This window comes from Acidovorax sp. IB03, assembly GCF_016406015.1.
Taxonomy (GTDB): domain Bacteria; phylum Pseudomonadota; class Gammaproteobacteria; order Burkholderiales; family Burkholderiaceae_C; genus Acidovorax; species Acidovorax temperans.
This window is the reverse complement of sequence record NZ_JAEFCH010000002.1, coordinates 129,799-144,868: the sequence shown is the minus strand read 5'-3', so window position 1 is coordinate 144,868 and position 15,070 is coordinate 129,799. Positions and strand designations below refer to the sequence as shown.

Annotated in this window: 14 protein-coding genes; 6 read left to right on the top strand and 8 right to left on the bottom strand. The window is 64.2% G+C overall.

The genetic code is table 11. The annotated features are described in order from the left end of the window. Positions 1–73: 73 nt before the first annotated feature. The 6 genes from fabB to IHV84_RS01755 form a co-directional block, all read right to left on the bottom strand. Entirely contained in the window at positions 74–1,297 is a 1,224-nt protein-coding gene (gene fabB, locus IHV84_RS01780) for a beta-ketoacyl-ACP synthase I (RefSeq protein WP_198845562.1), read from the bottom strand. Next, positions 1,294–1,815, bottom strand: a complete 522-nt coding sequence (fabA, locus tag IHV84_RS01775; protein ID WP_044395689.1) for a 3-hydroxyacyl-[acyl-carrier-protein] dehydratase FabA — start codon at positions 1,813–1,815, stop codon at positions 1,294–1,296. The genes fabB and fabA overlap by 4 nt, the downstream gene beginning before the upstream one ends. A 159-nt stretch (positions 1,816–1,974) precedes the next feature. Beyond that, positions 1,975–3,549: an apolipoprotein N-acyltransferase gene (gene lnt / locus IHV84_RS01770; RefSeq protein WP_198845617.1), complete on the bottom strand. Its 1,575-nt coding sequence runs from the start codon at positions 3,547–3,549 to the stop codon at positions 1,975–1,977. 65 nt (positions 3,550–3,614) lie between these two features. Continuing rightward, entirely contained in the window at positions 3,615–4,490 is an 876-nt protein-coding gene (locus tag IHV84_RS01765; RefSeq protein WP_066789118.1) for a transporter associated domain-containing protein, read from the bottom strand. A gap of 117 nt (positions 4,491–4,607) precedes the next feature. Beyond that, positions 4,608–5,339: a GNAT family N-acetyltransferase gene (locus tag IHV84_RS01760; RefSeq protein WP_198845561.1), complete on the bottom strand. Its 732-nt coding sequence runs from the start codon at positions 5,337–5,339 to the stop codon at positions 4,608–4,610. 230 nt (positions 5,340–5,569) lie between these two features. Next, positions 5,570–6,052, bottom strand: coding sequence for an Lrp/AsnC family transcriptional regulator (locus tag IHV84_RS01755; protein WP_044395684.1), 483 nt, complete (start codon positions 6,050–6,052; stop codon positions 5,570–5,572). A 269-nt stretch (positions 6,053–6,321) separates the two neighbouring features. On the opposite strand from IHV84_RS01755, the gene IHV84_RS01750 reads away from it, so the two are divergent. The 4 genes from IHV84_RS01750 (at position 6,322) to phhA (ending at position 10,379) form a co-directional block, all read left to right on the top strand. After that, on the top strand, positions 6,322–7,260 hold the full coding sequence (locus IHV84_RS01750) for a triacylglycerol lipase (protein WP_198845560.1): 939 nt from the start codon (positions 6,322–6,324) through the stop codon (positions 7,258–7,260). Positions 7,261–7,273: 13 nt separating this feature from the next. Then, complete coding sequence (locus IHV84_RS01745; protein WP_198845559.1) at positions 7,274–8,233, top strand: lipase secretion chaperone; 960 nt, start codon at positions 7,274–7,276, stop codon at positions 8,231–8,233. Positions 8,234–8,397: 164 nt separating this feature from the next. Beyond that, positions 8,398–9,519 (top strand): 4-hydroxyphenylpyruvate dioxygenase, encoded by a 1,122-nt coding sequence (gene hppD, locus IHV84_RS01740; RefSeq protein ID WP_198845558.1) that lies wholly within the window; start codon positions 8,398–8,400, stop codon positions 9,517–9,519. A 17-nt stretch (positions 9,520–9,536) separates the two neighbouring features. Further along, positions 9,537–10,379, top strand: a complete 843-nt coding sequence (phhA, locus tag IHV84_RS01735; protein WP_198845557.1) for a phenylalanine 4-monooxygenase — start codon at positions 9,537–9,539, stop codon at positions 10,377–10,379. Here the strand turns inward: phhA and IHV84_RS01730 are convergent. Further along, positions 10,369–11,292, bottom strand: coding sequence for a triacylglycerol lipase (locus IHV84_RS01730; protein WP_198845556.1), 924 nt, complete (start codon positions 11,290–11,292; stop codon positions 10,369–10,371). The genes phhA and IHV84_RS01730 overlap by 11 nt on opposite strands. Positions 11,293–11,529: 237 nt before the next feature. Here IHV84_RS01730 and IHV84_RS01725 point away from each other — a divergent pair, with 237 nt between their 5' ends. After that, on the top strand, positions 11,530–13,218 hold the full coding sequence (locus tag IHV84_RS01725) for an AMP-binding protein (protein WP_198845555.1): 1,689 nt from the start codon (positions 11,530–11,532) through the stop codon (positions 13,216–13,218). A 102-nt stretch (positions 13,219–13,320) separates the two neighbouring features. Continuing rightward, complete coding sequence (locus IHV84_RS01720; protein WP_198845554.1) at positions 13,321–14,250, top strand: MBL fold metallo-hydrolase; 930 nt, start codon at positions 13,321–13,323, stop codon at positions 14,248–14,250. An 89-nt stretch (positions 14,251–14,339) separates the two neighbouring features. On the opposite strand, the gene IHV84_RS01715 is transcribed toward IHV84_RS01720, so the two are convergent. Continuing rightward, positions 14,340–14,936: a DUF4124 domain-containing protein gene (locus IHV84_RS01715; protein WP_198845553.1), complete on the bottom strand. Its 597-nt coding sequence runs from the start codon at positions 14,934–14,936 to the stop codon at positions 14,340–14,342. Positions 14,937–15,070 lie beyond the last annotated feature (134 nt).

Here is a 15,070-nt window from a genome sequence, read left to right as displayed (position 1 = left end):
AAGGGCGTTGGCTTTAAAAGCCAACGCCCTTTTTTATCAGTCTACCTGGGGCTGCGGGAAAGCGCCCCGTCCGTCAGGCGCCAGTCCAGCGGCGCAGCACCAGGCTGGCGTTGGTGCCACCAAAACCGAAGCTGTTGGACAGCACCGTGTTCAGCTGCGCATCGCGCGTCTGCGTCACCAAGGGCATGTCGCCCAACGCGGGGTCGGGCGTTTCCACATTGGCCGAGCCGGCGATGAAGCCCTTGTTCAGCATGATCGTGCAGTAGATCGCCTCTTGCACACCCGTGGCGCCCAGCGAGTGGCCGGTGAGCGATTTGGTGGACGAGAACGGCGGCACCTTGTCGCCAAACAGCGCACGCATGGCGCGCACTTCCTGCATGTCTCCCACTGGTGTGGAAGTGCCGTGCGTGTTGATGTAGTCGATGGGGGTGTCGAGCCCTTCCATGGCCTGCTGCATACAGGCGACGGCGCCGTCGCCCGAGGGGGCCACCATGTCTTCGCCATCGCTGGTGGCACCAAAGCCCACCACTTCGGCCAGGATGTTGGCACCGCGCGCCAGCGCGTGCTCCAGGCTCTCCAGCACCACGGCACCGCCACCACCGGCGATCACGAAGCCATCGCGGTTCGCGTCGTAGGCGCGCGAGGCTTTCTCGGGCGTTTCGTTGTACTTGCTGGACATGGCACCCATGCCGTCAAACAGCAGCGACATGCCCCAGCTCAGCTCTTCACCACCGCCAGCAAACATCACGTCCTGCATGCCCCAGGCGATCTGCTGGGCTGCCGCGCCAATGCAGTGCGCCGAGGTGGAGCAAGCCGAGGTGATGGAGTAGTTGATGCCCTTGACCTTGAAGTTGGTGGCCAGGCAGGCGGACACCGTGGAGCTCATGCAGCGCGTGACCTGGTAGGGCCCGACACGGCGGATGCCCTTGTCGCGCAGCGTATCGGCCGCTTCGATCTGGTTGGCAGGCGAGCCGCCGCCCGAACCCATGATGAGGCCAGTGCGGGGGTGGCTGACTTGCTCGGGCGTGAGGCCCGCCTGCTGGATCGCGTCTTCCAGCGCGATCTGAGCGTAGGCGGCCGCGTCGCCCATGAAGCGCAGCTGCTTGCGGTCAATGCGCGCTTCGATGTCGATCTCAGGCGCGCCGCCCACCTGGCTGCGCAGACCCAGTTCCTTGAACTTTTCCACGGCCTTGATACCGCTCTTGCCCGCACGCAGCGAGGCTTCCACGGTGGCCAGATCGTTGCCAATGCACGAGACGATGCCCGCGCCGGTGATGACTACGCGCTTTCTGGTCATGCTGCGTCCTTGCCGTCTTCCTCACGTTTGAACAAACCTACACGCAGGTCGTTGGCGACATAAATTTCCTTGCCATCGGCCAGCAAACGGGCATCGCCAATGGCCATGACCAACTTGCGCTTGATGACGCGCTTGATGTCGATTTCGTACGTCACCAGCTTCACGTCGGGGCCGACTTCGCCTGTGAACTTGACTTCGCCCGCGCCCAGCGCGCGGCCACGGCCGGGCAATTGCAGCCAGGTCAGGTAAAAACCGATGAGCTGCCACATGGCATCCAGGCCCAGACAGCCGGGCATGACGGGGTCGCCCTGGAAGTGGCAGGCGAAAAACCACAGGTCGGGCTTGACGTCCAGTTCAGCGCGGATTTTTCCCAAGCCGTGTGCGCCCCCATCGCTGTCGATGTGCGTGATGCGATCGAACATCAGCATGGGTGGCAGCGGCAGACGCCCGCTGTCGGCGTTGAACAGCCGTCCCTCACCCGAGGCGATCAGTTGTTCATAGGAAAAGGAATCTGCCATTTTCAGTCGTGCTCCAGAACGGCGGCTTGGCCGCCTCAAATCATCGTTCGTGCAACCGTAGCCCCTGGTTGCGGGCCCCTATTATCCAAGGTAAGCGTGGTCACTGGCGCGTATACACCCTCATTGCTGGTTGGGCTCCCCGTGCCAGCGTGACCTGCATCAAGCCTGAGCCTGCGTGCGGCGGCGCCTGCCCAGCCAGCCGGCCGCCACACCGAGGCCAGCAAGCAGCCACAGCGGCCACAGCCCCCAGCGCGAAGCCCACCAGGCAAAGGGCGTGATGCCCGCGTCGCCAGACACCCCCAGCCCGCGCCCGTGCACTTCGCCGCGCAAAACACCCCGACTGAAGCGCTCCAGCGCATGCGTGACCACCCCACGGTGGTCAATGATGACGGTGGCCCCTGTGTTGGTGGCGCGAACCATGGGCCGCTCCAGCTCCAGGGCGCGCATGCGGCTGATTTGCAGGTGCTGGTCCACCGCCAGGGTGTTGCCAAACCAGCCAATGTTGCTGAAGTTCACCAGCACGGTGGGTGCCTGGGCGGGGTCGGAAAACCGTGCGGCCAGTTCCTCGCCAAACAAGTCTTCGTAGCAGATGTTGGGTGCAATGCGTTGCCCCTGCCACTCGAACGAGGGCTGCCCCAGCGTGCCCCGGTTGAAGTCGCCCAGCGGAATGTTCAGCATTTCGGTGAACCACTTGAACAGCGGCGGGATGAATTCGCCAAATGGCACCAGATGGTGCTTGTGATAGACGTAGGCTGGCTCGGGCGCCGCCCCCGCAGCCGGGCGCCAGCCCAGCACCGAATTGGTGTAGCCCTCGCGCGCATTGCCCAGCGGTATGCCGAGCAGGGCCGCTTGATCGCCCTGGGTGTAGCGGGCCTGCAGCCCCTCCAGGTAGCCGGGAATCAACTGCTGGGGCAGCAGCGGAATGGCGGTTTCAGGCGCCACCACGAGCGAAGCGGTTTCGCTGCGCAACTGCTCGGCATACCAGGCCAGCGCCAGCGGCACGCCGCTGCCCTGTTCAAATTTTTCGTCTTGAGGAATATTGCCCTGCAGCAGCGCCAGCTTCAGCGGCGCCTTCGCCGCCTGCGCCGGGGTGTGGCACAGCTCTACCGCGCAATGGCGTTGCACCCAGGCAAAACCACCTGCCCCCAGCAGCACCAGTGCTACGACCCAGGTGCGCCAGTGGCGCAGATCGCGCCAGCGGCACTGCACCAGCGCCATGGCCAGCCCCGCCGAAATCGCGCCCACGCCATACACCCCCACCACCCGCGGCAGGGATGACAGGGGCCCCTGCACGTGGGCATAGCCCCCCGCGCCCCACGGGAAGCCGGTGAACCAGGTGCCGCGCAGCAACTCGGCCAGCAGCCACAATGCTGCAAAAAGCATAGCTGCCAGCGCTTTATTGGCGGGCGCTAGCAGGCTAAAAAGCCCTAAAGCAAAGGCATAGTAGATGGCCAGAAACGCCGCAAGCGCCACCACGGCTGCCACAGCCAGCGGCGCAGCCAAACCGCCATAGGTGTGCAATGAAATGAACAGCCACCAGAAGGTGCCGCACAGCCAGGCCAACGCAAAGGCAAACCCCAGCAAGGCGCCTTGCCGCCAGGTCGGCCGCAGCCGGTGCAGCAAGCCCGCCAGCACCACCATCGACACGCATTGGAGCCACCACACAGGCTGCCCGGTGCCCGGCAGTGCCAGCGAGGCGGCTTGCGCCAAGCCCGTCAGGGCTGCCACGCCCATAGCGCCGATGCGCGCCCAGCCCCCCCATGCGGGTGCGTGCGAACGCGGGTACAGAGCGGCCCCCATCAGTTGGCAGGGACGCTGTCGTCCACCCGCGACACCTTGAACCAGCGCACCGCGCCGCCTTTGGTGTGGAGCACGACAAAGTGCAGCCCGCACAACTGCAGATGCTCGCCACGCTTGGGCACCCGGCCCATTTCATGCGCGATGAGCCCGCCGATGGTGTCAAAGTCCTCGCCCGGCGCACTGCCTTGGATGGGCACCCCGAATGCTTCGGAGACCCGATCGATGGGTGTGTCGCCGCTCACGCGGTAGGTCTTGTCGGCCAAGCCAAAAATGTCGCCCGAGTCTTCGGCAATGTCGAACTCGTCTTCGATTTCACCCACGATCTGTTCGAGCACGTCCTCGATGGTGACCAGGCCCGCCACGCGACCAAACTCGTCGATCACGATGGCCAGGTGGTTGCGGTTGCCTCGGAATTCACGCAACAGATCGTTCAGGCCCTTGCTCTCGGGCACAAACACGGCAGGCCGGATCAGCGTGCGGATGTGGAGATCTGGGGACCGCTGCAGCTTGAGCAGGTCCTTGGCCATCAGGATGCCGATGATGTTTTCGCGCTCCCCCTGGAACACCGGAAAGCGCGAGTGGCCGGCATCAATCACCGAACGCAGCAGTGCATGGGGCGTCTCATCGATGTCGATCATGTCCATGCGCGGGGATGCCACCATGACATCGCCAGCGGTCATGTCGGCCATGCGAATCACGCGCTCGATCATCACGCGCGAGTCAGCGCCGATTACCTGGTTGTCTTCGGCTTCCGCCAGGGTTTCGATGAGTTCTTCCGCAGAGTCGGGGCCGGGGTGAATGAACTCGGCCACTTTTTGCAGAAAGCTGCGCTTGTCTTCTTTTTCAGGCAAACGATCGGGGTGTGGATCGGACACTGTCGTGGATTGCAGGACTTGCAGTTGTGGTGGACAGGGCCCAAGGATAGCGGATTGTCTTGACAAGACAACGCCCGGCAATGCACCACTGCAGTACCGGGCGGGGGCTGTGCCGGCTTACTCTGCCGACTGGTGGCGCGCGTGCTGCACGCCACGGCGCACTTCTTGCACGCCGGCCAGGAAGTCCCAGAACTGCTTGGCCTGCTTCTTGACCTGGTAGTCCACCTCGGCGAACTGTTGCTCCACCATTTCGGTCATGCGGGTGTCGAAGTTGGCCGGGGGAATCTGCAGGTACGCCTCCGACTCGGAGCCATCGCGGTGCACCGTGGCGCCAGCGTTGCGCGCAATCTTCAGCATGGCCGTGTTTTCAGACAGCGCGTGGATGAAGACCATGTTCACACCAGCGTTGCGGGCGTGCATGACAGCACGCTCGAACAGGCGGTTGCCGAAACCACGGCCACGGGCCTGCTTGAGCACCGAGACGCCGAACTCGGCGCAGTGCTTGTGCTCAGGGTGCTCGGAAAACGCCAGGTGAGCCATGGCAATCAGCTCCAGGCGGCGGTTGTAGATGCCGAAGATTTCGTCGCGGCTGAAGTCGAGCTGCTCTGCATAGCGGCGGATCTGCTCGTCATTGGCGGCATAGCCAAAGCGCAGGTAGCGGTCAGCGGGCTCCAGCTTGAGCAAATGGGCGGTGATGCGCTCGCGGTAAGACGGGCCCAGAGAGCGAATGGGGACCATCAGGGGCGTGGAAGGCATAGCTGCCTCCTTCAAAGAATGACTGTTACGGGTGCGCAGCATGCCAGTGCTGGCGTGCCAGGATGCCTTGAGCAGGGCTTTGGTAGCGATCATGGGCTGAACTTTAAGGGTTTTCCCTGATAATTTCCAGCACTTTGTTGCAACGCAGCAAAAAACCCACCCAGGACGCTTGGCCGCCAGCGGACTTTGCCACTGATCGGGTGCTGCCACAGCAGCCGAAGCACCTTAACGGCCCAGACACCCACTTTCAAGACAGGGTTTTCTCTACGCCCCAGCGGCGCAGACAGGGGTGGCGAAGTCCCGTGACTTTGCGCACCGATCCATCACACAGGCAGCGCCGTCGTGGCCTTCACGCTGTCCAGCACAAAGCTGGTTTTGCAATCCTGCACGCTGGGATGCTTGAGCAAGGTGTCCATGATGAAACGGCTGTAGTGGGCCATGTCGGCCACCACCACGCGCAGCAGGTAATCCATCTCGCCCGTGAGCGAAGAGCATTCCACCACCTCTGGCCAGGTCTGCACGCTGGCGCGGAACACGTCCATGGGGTTGCGCTTGTGGCTCTCGGTGTGCTTTTCCAGGCGCACGTTCAAGTAAGCAATGAGCCCCAGTCCCACGGCTTCGGGCTTGACGAGCGCCACGTAACGGTCGATCACACCCGCTTCCTCCAGCCGCTTGACGCGGCGCAGCACCGCGCTGGGCGACAGCCCAATGGCCGCACCGATCACGTCATAAGTCTCACGGCCGTTCTTTTGCAGGCATCGCAAGATGGCCTTGTCGAGCTTGTCGAGTGCGTCTGGGGTGGTCATGGCGCAAGATTTTATGAACGAAAAGCACCTAAACGCAGGTGTTTTCTCTTCACGGGTATGTCCTGATGGTGGGGAGCGGGCGGCGCCAGAACAATGGCTCTCGCAAAAATGAACGCCCGTTCTTTTTTGCAATTGCAGCCTTGCGCGATTGGAAGCAGGTTCGACGCCCAGGCACTGCAGAACTGCTCAATGCCTGGCTGGCGGAGAGGGAGCGGAGGCTCTGCCGGAAGGTGTGGGTGGCGTCAAACAACATCACAACGGAGACAACCATGACTGGAATCTTTGGACGCTTCATCAAGAGCCTGGCCATCGCGGTGCCCACCGCCCTGCTGCTTGTGGGCCCACCAGCCCAGGCGCAGACCGGGTACACCGCCACCCGGCATCCCATCGTGCTGGTGCACGGGCTTTTCGGTTTTGACTCGGTGCTGGGCATCGACTACTTCTATGGCATTCCCGATGCGCTTCGCCAAAGCGGCGCCAAGGTGTATGTGGCGCAGGTGTCCGCAGCCAACAGCACCGAGGTGCGGGGCGAGCAGTTGCTGGCCCAGGTGAAAAACATCCTGGCCCTGTCGGGGGCCAGCAAGGTCAACCTGATCGGCCACTCGCATGGCGGCCCCACCATTCGCTATGTGGCGGGCGTGGCGCCCCAGCTCGTGGCATCGGCCACCTCGGTGGCAGGCGTGAACCGGGGCTCTCGCGTGGCAGACATCGTGCGCGGCGTGGCGCCTGCAGGGTCGGTCAGCGAAACGGTAGCGAACACCGCCGCCACCGCGCTGGTCGGCATGATCAATCTGCTCTCTGGCGGCACAGGCTTGCCACAGATGCCCACCGCAGCGCTGGATTCCCTCACCACCCAAGGCTCCGCCAAGTTCAACCAGAAATTTCCTCAAGGCATCCCGGCGGACTGCGGCAACGGTGCTGAACTGGTCAGCGGCGTGCGCTATTACTCATGGACCGGCACCAAAACGGCCACCAACCTGCTCGACCCCAGCGACGCCTTTCTGGTCACCCTGGGCTGGACGTTTGGTGAGGCCAATGACGGGCTGGTGTCGGCGTGCTCGTCCCGCCTGGGCAAGCATTTGGGCGACTACCGCCAGAACCATCTGGACGAAGTAAACCAGATGGTGGGGCTACGAGACTGGTTCTCTGCAGACCCTGTCACGCTGTACCGCCAGCACGCCAACCGCCTGCAAAAAGCGGGTTTGTGAAGGGCATGCGCGCATGACCCCACCCTCACCCTGGCGTGCGCGCATCTCTGCCGTGGCGGGCGGGGGCGCCGCGCTGGCCGCAGCGCTGATCGTTCTTTGGCTGGCGGGGCGGGCCGACCCGCCGCCTGGCTTGCCAAGTGGCGGAAGCGCGTTGACTCGCGCGGCCACCGCACCGAGCGCGAGCGCGAGCGGCGTACCGCAGACGACGACCCGTTTGCCGGTGGACCCACACACCGCAGCCGACCCCTTCCTCACCCCGGACCTGCGCTACCAGATCGAAGCCATGCTGCTGGACGCGGGCGACGCCACCACACCCGAAGAGCTCAAGCTCCGGCTCAGCCAGCTGGTGCGCAAACACTTTGGCGCCGATCTGGCCACCCGGGCGCTGGCCCTGGCGGAGCGCTACGTGGACTACCGCGTGGCCCTGGGCACGCTGAAAGCCCCCAGGCCGGACGACCCCACGGCGCTGCGCAACAGCCTGAATGCACGCGAGCGTCTGCGCGAGCGCTACTTCGCCCCGGAAGAACACGAGGCCCTGTTTGCGCGCGAATCAGCGCTGGACCGTTACACCCTGGCACGCCTGGAAATCCAGCACAACACAGGGCTCACCGCAGAAGAAAAAGCCCGCGCACTCAAAGACGCCGAGGCAGAACTGCCGCCAGAGCAGCGGGCAGACCGCGCCCATGCCGTGGCCCACCTGGGCGCCGCGGTACAAACGCAAGACTTTGAAGCGCGCGGCGTGGACGATCGCACCCGCTACCAGCTGCGCAGCGCCACTTACGGCACCGACGCCGCAAAGGCCCTGGCGCGCCTGGACCATGAAGAGCGCGCCTGGAACCAGAAGCTGGACGACTACGCCGCTGCCAAGGCCCATGACCCCGGCCAGATGCAGGCACTGCGCGAAAGGCTGTTCACCCCCCAGGAACAACTGCGGCTGGAAGCGGCCTTGGCGCTGCGGCAATCACAGCGCTGACATTGCACAATCGCAAAATACAGCACCATCGCAAAACACTGCGCGCCGCATTGATCGCGCGCAATATTCATGCATTCACACAAACAATCCGCGCCCAGAACGCCGAAATCGTGACGAATGGCGCGCCTACAGTGCGTGACATTCATCAATTTTTTGGAGACACCATGAACGCCGCCCTGCCCGCCAAAGCCCTGAAAGAAACCGCCGCGTGGGACAACCCCATGGGCCTGATGGGCTTCGAGTTCGTCGAGTTCACCTCGCCCCAGCCCGGTGTGCTGGAAGCCGTGTTTGAAAAGCTGGGCTTCACGCTGGTGGCCAAGCACCGCTCCAAGGACGTGGTGCTGTACCGCCAGAACGGCATCAACTTCATCCTGAACCGCGAGCCCCACAGCCAGGCGGCTTACTTCGGCGCCGAGCATGGCCCCTCGGCCTGCGGCCTGGCCTTCCGCGTGAAGGATGCGCACAAGGCCTACAACCGCGCGCTGGAACTGGGCGCCCAGCCCATCGAGATCCCCACCGGCCCCATGGAGCTGCGCCTGCCCGCCATCAAGGGCATTGGTGGCGCGCCGCTGTATCTGATCGACCGCTTTGAAGACGGCAAGTCCATCTACGACATCGACTTTGAATTCATCGAAGGCGTGGACCGCCGCCCCGTGGGCCATGGCCTGAATGAAATCGACCACCTCACGCACAACGTGTACCGCGGTCGCATGGGCTTCTGGGCCAACTTCTACGAGAAGCTGTTCAACTTCCGCGAGATCCGCTACTTCGACATCCAGGGCGAATACACCGGTCTGACGTCCAAGGCCATGACGGCGCCTGACGGCAAGATCCGCATCCCGCTGAACGAAGAGTCCAAGCAGGGCGGCGGCCAGATCGAAGAATTTTTGATGCAGTTCAACGGCGAAGGCATTCAGCACATCGCGCTGATCTGCGACAACCTGCTGGACGTGGTGGACAAGCTGGGCATGGCGGGTGTGCCACTGGCCACCGCCCCCAACGACGTGTACTACGAAATGCTGGACACCCGCCTGCCCGGCCACGGCCAGCCTGTGCCGGAGCTGCAGTCGCGCGGCATCTTGCTGGACGGCACCACCGCTGACGGCACGCCCCGCCTGCTGCTGCAGATCTTCTCCACGCCCATGCTGGGCCCGGTGTTCTTTGAATTCATCCAGCGCGAAGGCGACTACCGCGACGGTTTTGGCGAGGGCAACTTCAAGGCGCTGTTCGAGTCGCTGGAGCGCGACCAGATCCGCCGTGGCGTGCTTGCCGCCGACAAGGCCTGACCCCGAACGGAGGCACCATGGCCGTTGAACCCGTTGTCTACGGCGCCAGCGAGCGCCCACCGCGCGGCGACTATGCCCGCGCGGGCGCTGACTACACCTGCGCTCAGAACTACGCGGCCTACACCGAGGCCGACCACGACACCTACCGGCGCCTGTACGAGCGCCAGAGCCGGCTGCTGCCGGGCCTGGCAAGCCAGGCGTTCATCGACGCCCTGCCCTCCCTGGGTGAGCGCGACAGGATTCCGCGCTTCGAGGAAGTGAACGAGCGGCTCTACCGAGCCACCCGCTGGGAGCTGGTGGCCGTGCCAGGGCTGATCCCCGAGGTGCCGTTTTTCACCTTGCTGGCCAACCGCAAGTTTCCGGTCACCGACTGGATTCGCACGCCGCAGGAGTTCGACTACATCGTCGAGCCCGACATCTTCCACGACCTGTTCGGGCACGTGCCGTTGCTGTTCAACCCGGTGTTCGCAGACTATGTGCAACGCTATGGCCAGGGCGGTCTCAAGGCGCATGGGCTGGGCGCTTGCGAAATGCTCTCGCGGCTGTACTGGTACACCATCGAGTTCGGCCTGATTCGCGAAAGCGAAGGGCTGCGGGCCTATGGTGCGGGCATCCTCAGTTCGTCGGGCGAACTGCCGTACTCTGTGCAGAGCCCCGAGCCGCAACGCCTGCCGCTGCAGTTGGCGCGCACCATGCGCACCCGCTACAAGATCGACACGTTCCAGCAAACCTACTTTGTGATCGACAGCTTCCAGCAGCTGTTCGACATGACGGCGGCAGACTTCTCGCCCATCTACCAGGCGCTGAAAGGCCAGCCCGAGTTTGCAGCGAACGAGCGCGAGGAAGCGCTCACCGCGTAAGCGCAGGCAGCTCAGACACGGGGGCTTCCAGCTCCCGCAGGCACGCCTGCACCACCAGGGGGTCCAGCACCATTTGCACATGGGCCACGCCGGTCACCAGCCGGTGCTGCGCCCCTGGCAAAGCCGCCACCGTGGCGGGGAACACGATGTTGTCGCAGTTGGAATACCAGCACACAAACAGCTTCGCCCGGCCGGGCGGCTCCTGGGCCTTGAGCGCCTGCAACCAGGCACTGTTCATCCGCATCTGGCGGCCATTTTCTGTGTGGCTGAAGCGGGCCAGCCAAGTGCCTGTGTGTGGCGTTCCCAGCGTCAGCACACGGTGCACGCGCGCGTCAGCCGCATAGGCGCGCAGCCAGGCCCGGGCGGCCAAGCCGCCCATGCTGTGGCAGACCAGCACGGGTGGCAGGCCGGTGGCCTCGGTCACCCGCTGCACCGCTTCATCAATGGCTTTGGCATACCCATCAATTGAGCCCAGCACGGGCTCCAGATTCACGGCCACATGCGCATGGCCTGCAGCGCGCAGATGTCCGAGCCAATGCAGCCACACGCCCCGGTTGCACATCAGGCCATGCACCAGCACCACGCCCCTGCGCCCGGTAGGCTGCTCGGGCAACCAGTCGGGCGGACTGCGCCACCACAAAGGCTGGCGCCAGCCAAAAATCAACAGGGCCGCACCCACCTCATACCACCAAGCCCGAAGCAGCTGCGCTGCGGTGGCCAAAGGCACTGCATCGCGCCGGTTGAGGCGCTGCATCAGCACCAGCTCGACAGCCAGCACCGCCGCCAGCCCCCACAGCGGCAGCAGCGCCATCAGCACCGCCCACAGGGGCTGCTGCGGCCACCAACACACCAAACAGGCAGCGCCGTATAGCACCGCAAAGAGCAGGAAAGTTGTCTGAAGGCGCGCGATCATGAGAAGGGGGCACAAGACCCGATGAGACAAAGGACTATTCAAGCCGAAGCCCCTGAGTTTGCACGAAGGCCTGTGCCCGCCGCCCCCTGTGTTTGTGGGCTTTTCTGTCGCCTTTGAGACGGATATGCCTCGCACCCTAGGACAAGCCCGATAACCCCTGGCGCCCTCCACGCTCCAGAATGGGACCGAAGCTGTTTTATCTGTCTATCCACCCACTGGCGAGCACAAGGAAAGCGCATGGAAAAGATCTGGCTCAAGAGCTACCCCCCGGGCGTACCGCACGACGTCAACCCCGAGCAGTACCGCTCTGTGGCCCACCTGCTGGAAGAGTCCTTCCGCAAACACGCAAAAAGCCCGTTCTCGGTCTGCATGGACCGGTGGATGAACTACGGCGAGCTGGAACGGCTGTCAGGCGCACTGGGCGCCTACCTGCAAGGCCTGGGCCTGCAGCCCGGTGCGCGTGTGGCCATCATGCTGCCCAACATTCCGCAGTTTGGCGTGACCATGGCGGCCGTGCTGCGCGCAGGCTACACCTGTGTGAACGTGAACCCGCTGTACACCGCCCGTGAACTGGAGCACCAGCTCAAGGACTCGGGCGCTACCGCCATCGTCATTCTTGAGAACTTTGCCCACACCCTGGCCGATGTGGTGGACCACACCAACGTGCAGCATGTGGTGATGGCATCGATGGGCGACCTGCTGGGCTTCTGGTTTGGCAAATGGATCACCTTCGCCGTGCGCCACCTGGCCAAGATGGTGCCCGCGTACGAGCTGCCCCTGACCAACGGGCGCAAGGTGGTCTCCTTCAAGAAGGCCCTGGCCCTGGGCGAGCGGCGCACCCTCGCGCCCAGCACCGCCACGCTCGATTCGATTGCCTTTTTGCAATACACCGGCGGCACCACGGGCCTGTCCAAGGGCGCGGTGCTCACCCACCGCAACATCGTGGCAGCCACCTTGCAGGCCGAGGCCTGGTTCACCCCCGCCCTCGCCAAGATCGGCGATGTGACCAAGGCCAACAGCATCGCCGCGCTGCCGCTGTACCACATCTTCGCGCTGACGCTGTGCTTGCTGGCCATCCGCCAGGGCTCCAGCCTCACGCTGATTCCCAACCCGCGGGACATCCCCAAGTTTGTGGCCGAGCTGAAAAAACGCCCCTTCCACATGCTGCCCGCCGTGAACACGCTGTTCAATGCGCTGCTGCAAAACGCCCAGTTCCGCGCACTGGACTTCTCGCACCTGTGCGTGTCGCAGGCCGGGGGGATGGCCGCCAGCGAAGGCACGGCCAAGCAGTGGCAGAAGGTCACAGGCAGCACCATGATCGAAGGCTGGGGCATGAGCGAGACCTGCGCCATCGGCACCAACAACCCGGTCACCAATACCGAGTTCACCGGCTCCATCGGCCTGCCCCTGCCGGGCATTGATATCGCCATCAAAGACGATGCAGGCAACAGCCTGCCCCAGGGCGAGTCGGGCGAGATCTGCATCCGTGGCCCCAACGTGATGACGGGTTACTACAACCAACCCGAAGAAAACGCCAAGGCTTTCACGGCCGACGGGTTCATGCGCACGGGCGACATCGGCATCATGGATGCGCAGGGCTACACCCGCATCATCGACCGCAAGAAGGACATGATTCTGGTGAGCGGCTTCAACGTGTTCCCCAACGAGCTGGAGCAGGTCATCAGCCTGTGCCCTGGCGTGGTGGAATGCGCAGCCATTGGCGTGCCCGACGAGAAGCAGGGCGAGGCCATCAAGGTGTTCATCATCAAGAACGACCCCGCCCTGACCGAGGACGACGTGGCAGCGTTCTGCCACGAAAACCTCACCGGCTACAAGCGCCCCAAGTACATCGAATTCCGCGACGATCTGCCCAAGACCAACGTGGGCAAAATCTTGCGGCGGGAGTTGCGCAACCCCACTGCCTGAACGCGGGCGAGGGCCACAAGACCATCACGGGTTTTGGAGGCCCCACGCAGCCCCGCTGTGCGGTACGCTGAAGCCGTTGCCATTGTCCTGCCTACCGCCCCCATGACTGCATTCCCTCCCGCCCCACTGCCCCCCGGCATCACCGTGCTGGAGCGCGGCTGGCTCTCGGCCAACAACGTGGTCTGCATTGGCCCTGAGGGGGCCGCAGTGGTAGACACCGGCTACTGCACCCACAGCGAACAAACCCTAGCCCTGGTGCAAGGGCTGCTGGGCGCGCAGCCACTTCAGCGCATCTTCAACACCCACCTGCACAGCGACCACTGCGGTGGCAACGCCGCGCTGCAGGCGGCCTGGCCCGGCGCCACCACCCACATCCCGCCAGGCCAGATGGCGCTGGTAGAGCAGTGGGACGCCAGCGCACTGAGCTACACCCCCACGGGCCAGGACTGCCCCCGCTTTCGCGCCGATGCGCCCTTGCAGCCGGGCACCACGGTGCCCTTGGCGGGGCTGGCTTGGGAGGTGCATGCAGCGCCCGGGCACGACCCGCATTCGGTGGTGCTGTTTGAGCCCGCCAGCGCCACCCTGATCTCTGCCGACGCCCTGTGGGAGAACGGCTTCGGCGTGGTGTTTCCGGAAATCGAGGGCACAGCCGCTTTCGACGAAGTGGCCGCCACGCTGGACGTGATCGAGAGGCTGGCTCCGCGCACCGTAATCCCCGGCCACGGGCCGGTGTTTACCGATGCACCCCGCGCCCTGGCCACAGCGCGCAAGCGCCTGGAAGGCTTTGTGCGCAGCCCCGGCAAACACGCGCTGTATGCCGCCAAGGTGCTGCTCAAGTACAAGTTGCTGGAGCTGCAGCACACCACCGTGCCCGCACTACAGCAGTGGGCCAATGGCACACCCTACTTCGGCCTGCTGCACCAGGCCCACTTTGCCGACCAGCCCAAGGCGCAATGGCTCCACAGCCTGGTGGCGGACCTGGAACGCTCCGGCGCCGCCGTGCGCCAGGGCGAGGCGCTGCACAACGCCTGAACGGCTGCCCCAGGCCGCTGCGGCAAGCGCAAAAAAGCCCGCGCGAAGGCAGGCTGATTGGGCGGAGGTTTGGCCAGGGGCCTTCTGGCTCAGTGCTTGAACTGGCGGTTGCAGCCCGTCACGTGGTTGTTGCTGCTGGACATGCACTGGTAAAACGACTTCTTGTTGCCGCTGGACGACTGGCAGTCGCCCACGCTGTATTTGCCCTTGGCCTCGCGGATCTTGGGGGCCGTGGTGTCGAAGGCCGCCTGGGTCATGTAGCCATCGCGCACGTTTTTCTGGCCCACCTCCAGCATCAGGTCAGCCTGGTAGTGGATGTTGCTCACCGCCACGGCGCAGTTCATGGGCACCTGCTTGCTATCGACCGTGCCGAGCGACTTGCGCAGCCCTTCGGCCATGTCTTTGACGCCCTCAGGAATCTTCTTGGTGCCGTCGGCGTTGTACTCCACCCCTTTGGTTGAAGTGCTCTTTCCGCCCCCTGAACCAGCGGGGCCCGACGCACTGCCCGTGGTGGTGCCATTGGTGCCCTGCAGCTTCATCGGGGCGGCATCGTCCTTGTCCGCCGGAGGCTGCGAGCCGTAATGCGTCTTGCCGTTGGCATCCACCCACTTGTACACGGGCTGCGCTTGCAAACCCACCGACCACACCAACACAGCGGCCCAAACCGCCAGCTTCCCTCGCGCCATGGCGCCCTCCCTCTTTATGAATCAAATATGCCTCTAGCGCTTATGCAGCAAGCGCCAGCAGCTTCTCTTTTTATAGCAAACTCACACTGGGCACGGTCAGTGCCCGCAACCCATTCCGCGCCCGCCGCTGGCCT